Origin of the sequence: Actinocrispum wychmicini, assembly GCF_004345645.1 — a bacterium.
Classification (GTDB): Bacteria; Actinomycetota; Actinomycetes; order Mycobacteriales; family Pseudonocardiaceae; genus Kibdelosporangium; species Kibdelosporangium wychmicini.
Window position 1 is genome coordinate 11,025 of sequence record NZ_SLWS01000022.1, and the last position, 8,988, is coordinate 20,012.

Consider the following 8,988-nt stretch of genomic DNA (forward strand, 5'->3'; position numbering starts at 1 on the left):
GGCCGCGACTGGTCTGCGGATCCCCGCGACCCTCCTGTTCGACTACCCGACTCCGGCGGCCGTGGCCGACTACCTGCTGGCCGAGATCGTCGGCACGGACGTGGAAGTGGCGTCAGGGGACGCCGTGGTGGGCGAGCCGATCGCGATCATCGGCATGGCGTGCCGTTACCCGGGCGGCGTGCAGTCCCCCGAGGACTTGTGGCAGCTGGTGTCCACCGGAACCGACGCGGTCTCGGGCTTTCCCACGAACCGAGGCTGGGACCTGGCCGGCCTCTACGACCCGGACCCGGACCAGCCCGGCAAATGCTGCACCCGCGAGGGCGGGTTCCTGCACGACGCCGACCAGTTCGACCCGGCTCTCTTCGACATCAGCCCGCGTGAGGCCGCCGCGATGGACCCACAGCAACGCCTGCTGTTGGAAACCTCGTGGGAAGCCGTGGAACGGGCCGGTTTCGACCCGACTTCGCTGCGCGGCTCAAGCGCCGGGGTGTTCGTCGGCGTGCCGTACCGGGACTACGGTCCGTTGCTGCACGACGCGCCGGACGGCTATCACGGTTACCTCCTGACCGGCGGCCTGACCAGCGTCGCCTCGGGCCGGATCTCGTACACGCTCGGTCTGGAAGGCCCGGCGATCACCGTGGACACAGCGTGCTCGTCGTCGCTGGTGACGTTGCATCTCGCTTGTCAGTCGTTGCGTCTTGGGGAGTGTTCGCTCGCTTTGACCGGGGGCGTGACGGTGATGGCGACCCCGGGTGTGCTTCTGGAGTTCAGCCGAAAGCGCGGACTTTCGCCGGGCGGACGGTGCCGGTCGTTCTCGTCCGACGCGGACGGCACGGGGTGGGGCGAAGGCGTGGGAATGCTCATGCTGGAGCGCCTTTCCGACGCGCAACGCAACGGTCACCGGGTGCTGGCCGTGGTTCGCGGCTCCGCCTTGAACCAGGACGGCGCTTCGAACGGTTTGACGGCGCCGAACGGTCCGTCGCAGCAGCGGGTGATCCGGGCGGCGCTGGCTTCGTCCGGACTGTCCCCTGTGGATATCGACGCGGTGGAGGCGCACGGAACGGGTACCGCACTGGGCGACCCGATCGAGGCCCAGGCGCTGATGTCAACATTCGGACAAGACCGGGATCGCCCGTTGTGGCTGGGCTCGTTGAAGTCGAACATCGGCCACACCCAAGCGGCGGCCGGCGTCGGCGGCGTGATCAAAATGGTCCTGGCGATGCAGCACGGAATCCTGCCGAAAACCCTGCACGTGGCGGAACCCACGCCACACATCGACTGGTCCTCCGGCGCGATCACCCTGCTGACAGAGCAAGTCCCGTGGCCATCGACAGGTGCCCCCCGGCGCGCGGGTGTGTCGTCATTCGGCGTGAGCGGGACAAACGCCCACGTGATCCTGGAGGCACCCCCCGATGACGCGCGTGTCGCGCGTTCCAGGACGGTGAGTCGCGCGTTGCGGGACCATGAGATACGCGGTCACGGTGGCGCGGGGCTGCCGTGGGTGGTGTCGGGGCATACAGCTGCGGCGGTGCGGGCTCAGGTGGAGCAGGTACGGGCGATGGTGGATGCCCGTTCGGGGCTGGACTCGGTGGATATCGGGTTTTCGCTCGCCACGACGAGGGCCGCGCTTGAGCATCGGGCGGCGTTGGTTGGGGAGACGTTGGTTGAGGGGGTGGCGGATGTTGAGGGGAAGTTGGCGTTTGTTTTTCCGGGTCAGGGGTCGCAGTGGGTGGGGATGGCTCGGGAGTTGCTTGAGTCGTCTGAGGTGTTTGCGGCTCGGATGGCTGAGTGTGAGGTGGCTTTGGGGGAGTTTGTTGATTGGCCGTTGACTGGGGTGTTGCGGGATTCGGTTGGGCTTGATCGGGTGGATGTTGTTCAGCCGGTCAGTTTTGCGGTGATGGTGTCGTTGGCGGGGTTGTGGCGGTCGTGTGGGGTTGAGCCGCAGGCTGTGGTGGGTCATTCGCAGGGTGAGATTGCTGCGGCGTGTGTTGCTGGGGCTTTGTCGCTTGCGGATGCGGCGCGGGTTGTGGTGTTGCGGAGTAGGGCGATTGGTGAGGTGTTGGCTGGTCGGGGTGGGATGGTGTCGGTCGGGTTGCCGGCTGCGGAGGTGGCACGGCGGTGGGGCTCGGGTGTGTCGTTGGTGGACACGCAACTGGCCACGATCTCCATTGCCGCGATCAACAGTCCTTCCTCTGTGGTCGTCTCTGGCTCGCCCGACGCCTTGGCTGCCGTGATCGCGGAGTGCGAGGCCGAGGGCATTCGTGCCCGGCGGGTGCCGGTGGACTATGCGTCGCATTCCGACCACGTCGAGCAGATCGAGCAGCGGTTGCTGGAGGTGTTGGCGCCGATTCAGCCGCAGTCCTCTGGCATTCCGTTCTTCTCGACCCTGACCGGGGACTGGCTGGACACCGCCGACCTAAATGCCGGGTACTGGTACCGGAATCTGCGGGGCACGGTTCAGTTCGAGCAGGCTGTTCGTGGGCTGGCCGACGAGGGCTTCCAGGTGTTCGTCGAGTGCAGTGCGCATCCGGTGTTGACGATGGCTGTTCAGGAGACCGTGGAGGACGCCGTCGCGGTCGGGTCGCTTCGGCGCAATGAGGGTGGCCTTGAGCGGTTCATGACTTCGTTGGCTGAGCTGTATGTCCGGGGTGTCAGGCCGGACTGGGATGCTGTTTTCGGGCCGGCGCGGGTGGTGGACGTGCCTACTTATGCCTTCCAGCGTCAGCGTTACTGGCTTGATATGCCGTTGCCCGCTTCGGGTGTTCCGGAGACGGGGTGGCGTTATCGGATCGAGTGGCGGCCGGTTACGGTGCCGACCACTCAGCCCACGGGTACTTGGCTTGTCGTCGCTCCTGATGGTGTTGACGTTCCCCGGATTCCGGGTATTGAGACAGTCACCGTTGAGTTGGCCGACCGGGATGTGCTCGCGGCGCGGTTGGCTGAGCATCGGGATGTCGCTGGTGTGCTGTCGTTTCTGGCTTTCGATGAGGAGCCACACCGTGAGTATCCGGTGGTTCCGAGGGGGGTCGCGGGCACGCTCACGTTGATCCAGGCGCTGGGTGACGCCGGGGTTGAGGCTCCTTTGTGGTGTGTGACGCGGGGTGCTGTTTCCGTTGGCGACCAGGAGCAGGTGGAGCGCCCGGTGCAGGCCCAGGTGTGGGGACTTGGCCGGGTCATGGCGCTGGAACACCCCACGCGGTGGGGCGGGTTGATCGACCTGGCCGGCGATGTGCTCCCGGCGTCGGTGCTGGCCGGGGACGAGGACCAGGTCGCGATTCGCGAGTCCGGGGTGTACGCCCGGCGACTGGCCCACGCGCCACTGGGGCAGCCGAAGCGGCGCTGGCAACCACGTGGCACGGTCCTGGTGACCGGTGGCACAGGCGCGCTTGCCGGGCATGTGGCGCGTTGGTTGCATCGCAACGGCGCCGCGCACATCGTCCTCGTCAGTCGCGGCTCCACGACGCCCGATGTCGTCGCCGAACTCGGTGCGAACGTCACCGTCGCCAGTTGTGACGTCGCCGATCGGGAGGCCCTCGCGGCACTGATCTCTCGGCTGGAGGCGGAGGGACACGCACCAAGGGCCGTTGTGCACACCGCTGGTGTGGCGGACTTGGCGCCCTTGGCGGACACTACGGTCGCCGAGTTCGCCAAGGTGGCCGCTGGCAAGGTCGCCGGCGCCCAGAACCTGGACACCCTGCTGGACCCGTACTGCCTGGACGCGGTCGTCTACTTCTCGTCGATCGCCGGCGTGTGGGGTGTCGCGGACCACGGCGCGTACGCGGCGGCGAACGCGTACCTGGACGCTTTCGCCCAGCACCGCCGTGGTCACGGCCTGCCGGTGCTGTCGGTGGCGTGGGGGCCGTGGGCTGGTGGCGGCATGATCGCCGAGGACCTCCAGGACACGCTACGGCGGCGTGGCGTGCCGGTGATCGATCCGGAACCCGCGATCGCCGGCCTGCAGGACGCGCTCGACCGGGATGAGACCACGGTGGCGGTCGCCAAGGTGGACTGGGAGCGGTTCGTGCCCGTGTTCTCCGCGGCCCGGCACAGCGCGCTGATCCGTGACGTTCCCGAAGTGCAGCGGGTCCTCAACGACGCCGCCGCGCGCGGTGAGTCGGCGTTCGTCGACCGGCTGGCCGCCATGCCCGCGGCGGACCAGGACCGGGCCCTGCTCGACCTGGTTCTGACGCACGCCGCCAGCGTGCTCGGCCACACGGCAGCCGACAGCGTGGACGCCAAACGTGCCTTCAAGGACCTGGGTTTCGACTCGCTCAGCGCCGTCGAGCTGCGCAACCGGCTGACCGCCGCCGTCGGCCGGAAACTGCCCACGACCATGGTGTTCGACCACCCCAACGCGCTCGCGATGGCCCGGTATCTGCGCGGTGAGCTGCTCGGCGGTGAGTTGCCCGTACCGGTGGCGCCTGCCATGGCCTCGGACGAACCGGTCGCGATCGTGGCGATGAGCTGCCGGTACCCAGGCGGCGTGCGGTCGCCGGAGGACCTCTGGCAGCTCCTCGCCGACGGCGGCGACGCCATCACCACGTTCCCCACCGGACGCGGCTGGGACGTGCAGGGCCTTTACGACCCCGACCCGGACCGGCCAGGCCGCTCGTACACCCGGGAAGGCGGCTTCCTCACCGACGCCGGGGAGTTCGACCCGGAGTTCTTCGGGATCTCACCGCGTGAAGCGCTCGCGATGGACCCACAGCAACGACTGCTGCTGGAGACCTCGTGGGAGGCGTTCGAACGCGCCGGGATCGACCCCACCTCGTTGCGCGGCCAGCAGATCGGTGTCTTCGTCGGGATGGCCGACCAGGCTTACGGATCACGCCTGCAGTCAGCCTCCGAAGTGGAGGGCTACCTGGTCACTGGCGGGGCCGCGAGCGTGGCCTCGGGTCGTGTCGCGTACACCCTCGGCCTCGAAGGGCCGGCCGTGACCGTGGACACCGCTTGCTCGTCGTCCCTGGTCGCCCTGCACCTCGCGGCACAGTCCGTACGCCGCGGAGAGTGCTCGTTGGCGCTCGCTGGTGGGGTGATGGTGATGTCCACGCCGTCGCAGTTCATCGGGTTCAGCCGGCAACGCGGCCTGGCGAAGGACGGGCGTTGCAAGCCGTTCGCCGAGGCTGCCGACGGGTTCGGGCTCTCCGAAGGCGCCGGACTCGTCCTACTGGAACGCGTCTCGGACGCGCAGCGCAACGGCCACGAGATCCTGGCAGTGGTCTGCGGTTCGGCGGTGAACCAGGATGGCGCGTCGAACGGTCTGACGGCGCCGAATGGTCCGTCGCAGCAGCGGGTGATTCGGGCGGCGTTGGCGAATGCCCGAATGTCAACATTCGACATTGACGCGGTGGAGGCGCACGGCACCGGAACCACGCTGGGTGATCCGATCGAGGCCAATGCCCTAATGTCAACATTCGGACATCGCGACCGCCCGCTGTGGGTGGGCTCGCTCAAGTCGAACATCGGACATACCCAGACCGCCTCCGGGGTCGCGGGCGTGATCAAGATGGTGCTGGCGATGCGCCACGGCACGCTGCCCAAGACCCTGCACATCGACCAACCATCGTCCCATGTGGACTGGTCAACCGGAGCCGTCTCCCTGCTCACGGACGCGGTGGACTGGCCGCGCAACGGACACCCCCGCCGGGCCGGGATCTCCTCCTTCGGGATCAGCGGCACGAACGCCCACGTGATCATCGAGCAGGGTCCGGAGGTGGTCCAGGAAGCCGTGCGGAGCTCTCGCGTGGTGCCGTGGGTGGTTTCCGGGCGTACTCCGGAGGCTTTGCGGGTTCAGGTGGAGCGGCTGGGTTCTGTCGACGGTGATCCGATGGATATCGGGTTCTCGCTGGCGACGACTCGGGCGGCTTTCGAGCACCGGGCGGCATTGGTCGGCGAGACGCTGGTTGAGGGTGTGGCGGATATCGACGGGAAGTTGGCGTTCGTGTTCCCCGGTCAGGGGTCGCAGTGGGTGGGGATGGCTCGGGAGTTGCTTGGGTCTTCTGAGGTGTTCGCGGCTCGGATGGCTGAGTGTGAGGCGGCGCTGGGGCGGTATGTGGATTGGTCGTTGACTGGGGTGTTGCGTGATTCGGCCGAGTTGGATCGGGTGGATGTTGTTCAGCCGGTGTCGTTTGCGGTGATGGTGTCGTTGGCTGCGCTTTGGCGGTCGTATGGGATTGAGCCGCAGGCAGTGGTGGGGCATTCGCAGGGGGAGATTGCGGCGGCTTGTGTGGCTGGGGCGCTGTCGCTGGAGGACGCGGCAAGGGTGGTGGTGTTGCGGAGCAGGGCAATCGGTGAGGTGTTGGCTGGTCGGGGTGGCATGGTGTCGGTCGGGTTGCCGGCCGATGAGGTGGCACGAAGGTGGGGCTCGGGTGTGTCATTGGTGGACACGCAACTGGCCACCATCTTCATTGCTGCGATCAATAGTCCTTCTTCTGTGGTGATTTCTGGTTCGCCGGAGGCGTTGGATGCTGTGATGGCCGAGTGCGAGGCTGACGGCATTCGTGCCCGGCGGGTGCCGGTGGACTATGCGTCGCATTCTGAGCAGGTGGCCGAGATCGAGGACCGGCTGCTGGAAGTGCTGGGGCCGATTCAGCCCCGGTCCTCTGGCATTCCGTTCTTCTCGACCCTGACCGGGGACTGGCTGGACACCGCCGACCTAAATGCCGGGTACTGGTACCGGAATCTGCGGGGCACGGTTCAGTTCGAGCAGGCTGTTCGTGGGCTGGCCGATGACGGTTTCCAGGTGTTCGTCGAGTGCAGTGCGCATCCGGTGTTGACGATGGCTGTTCAGGAGACTGCGGAGGACGCCGTCGCGGTCGGGTCGCTTCGGCGCAATGAGGGTGGCCTTGAGCGGTTCATGACTTCGTTGGCTGAGCTGTATGTCCGGGGTGTCAGTCCGGACTGGGCGGCTGTGTTCGGGCCGGCGCGGCGAGTGGATGTGCCTACGTATCCCTTCCAGCGGCAGAACTACTGGCTCACAGCTGCCACTGAGGCTGCCGCGGATCCGGTGGATGTCCAGTTCTGGGAGACGGTTGAGCGGGAGGACCTCGGTTCGCTGGCCGGGTCGTTGGCTGTTTCGGTGGACAGTCCGTTGAGTGAGGTGCTGCCGGCGTTGTCCGCGTGGCGACGGCGGCGGCGCGATCAGTCCACTATGGATGGCTGGCGGTACCGGGTCGAGTGGCGGCCGCTGGCGGAACCTCGGGATGTGTTGCTTTCCGGGACCTGGCTGGTTGTCTTGCCTGCTGGGCAGTCCGCGCCCGAGGTGGTCGCGGCGTTGGCCGACCGTGGCGCGACCGTACTGCCGGTGGAGATGGACGCGACGCTTGCCGACAAGTTGCGCGTCGTGGAGCCCGATGGCGTTCTTTCCCTTCTGGCGCTGGACGAGAATGTCGTGCTGGCGAAGGTGCTCGCGGAGGTCGGGGCGCCGCTGTGGTGCGCCACGCGGGGTGCGGTGGCCATGGGCAACGGTGAGTCCCTTGACCGGCCTGAGCAGGCGTTGACCTGGGGTTGGGGCACGGTGTTCGGGCTGGATCACCCGGACCGGTGGGGCGGCCTGGTCGATCTGCCCGAGACGTTGGACGCGCGGGCGGCGAACACGTTGTGCGCTGTTCTGGCCGGTTTGGACGACGAGGACCAAGTCGCGATCCGGCCGACCGGCCTGTACGCCAAGCGGATCGTGCGGGCGCCGCGTGGCGACGCCCAGGCGACTGGGTGGACACCGCGCGGCACAGTCCTGATCACCGGCGGCACCGGCGCGTTGGGCGCGCACATGGCGAAGTGGTTGGCGTGCAACGGCGCCGAGCATCTCGTCCTCACCAGCAGGCGCGGACCCGAAGCGCCCGGCGCCGCCGAACTCGCCGACGAGATCCGGCAACTCGGTGCCGAAGTCACTGTCGCCGCGTGTGACGTCGCCGACCGCGAAGCGCTCGCGGGTCTGCTCGCCGAGCACGAGCTGACGGCCGTGGTGCACGCGGCGGGGATCGTCGGCACCGGGCGTCCGGTGGACCAGACCGATCTCGGTGAGTTCGCCGATGTCCTCGCGGCCAAGGTGACCGGCGCCAGGAACCTGGACGAGTTGCTCGCCGACGTCCCGTTGGACGCGTTCGTGATGTTCTCCTCAGGCGCCGGGACCTGGGGCAACGGCGGATACAGCGCGTACGGCGCCGCGAACAGCTTCCTTGACGCGTTGGCGTGGAACCGGCGGGCCCGTGGTCAGGTGGCGACTTCGATCGCGTGGGGTGCGTGGGGCGGGGGCGGCATGGTCGACGCCTTCGCCGAGCAACTCCGGCAGCGTGGCGTCTTCGAGATGGCGCCGGAACTGGCGGTCGCCGCCGTCGATCAGGCAGTCGGCGCCGGGGAGACCGCCCTGATCGTGGCGGACATCGACTGGGCCCGGTTCGCCCCGGCGTACGCGTTCGCCCGTCCCCGGCCGCTGCTGCGCGACCTTCCTGAAGCCCAGCCGGACGACGACCCGGCTGGCGGCAGCGACTTGAACAAGCGTTTGCTTGATGTGGCCGATACCGACCAGGAACGGATCCTGCTCGACGTGGTCCGGACCAACGCGGCCGCGGTCCTCGGGCACCCGGGCCCAGGGTCGGTTCCGGCCGGGAAACCGTTCAAGGACTTGGGTTTCGACTCGTTGACCGCGGTCGACCTGCGGAACCGGCTGCGCACCGCCACCGGCCTGTCCCTGCCGGCGACGCTGGTGTTCGACCACCCGACGCCACTCGCGCTGGCCCGGCGGCTGCGGACCGACCTGGTCCCCGTCGACGGGACACCGGCGTTCACCGAACTGGACCGGCTCGAAGCCGCACTGTCGTCCGCCGACCGTGAGGCGAGGGGCAAGGTGACCGCGCGGTTGCGGGCCCTGCTGTGGAAGTGGGAGGACGAGCAGCCGGACACCGGCGACGAGCTCGACACCGCCTCCGACGACGAGATGTTCGACCTGATCGACCGGGAACTCGGCATCGATTCCCCGAGGAGCTGACC

1 pseudogene is annotated in these 8,988 nt (G+C 68.0%); it reads left to right on the top strand.

What is annotated here, in order from left to right:
- Positions 1-67 precede the first annotated feature (67 nt).
- Positions 68-8,986, top strand: a pseudogene (locus tag EV192_RS56650) (type I polyketide synthase); the annotation flags it as partial.
- Positions 8,987-8,988 lie beyond the last annotated feature (2 nt).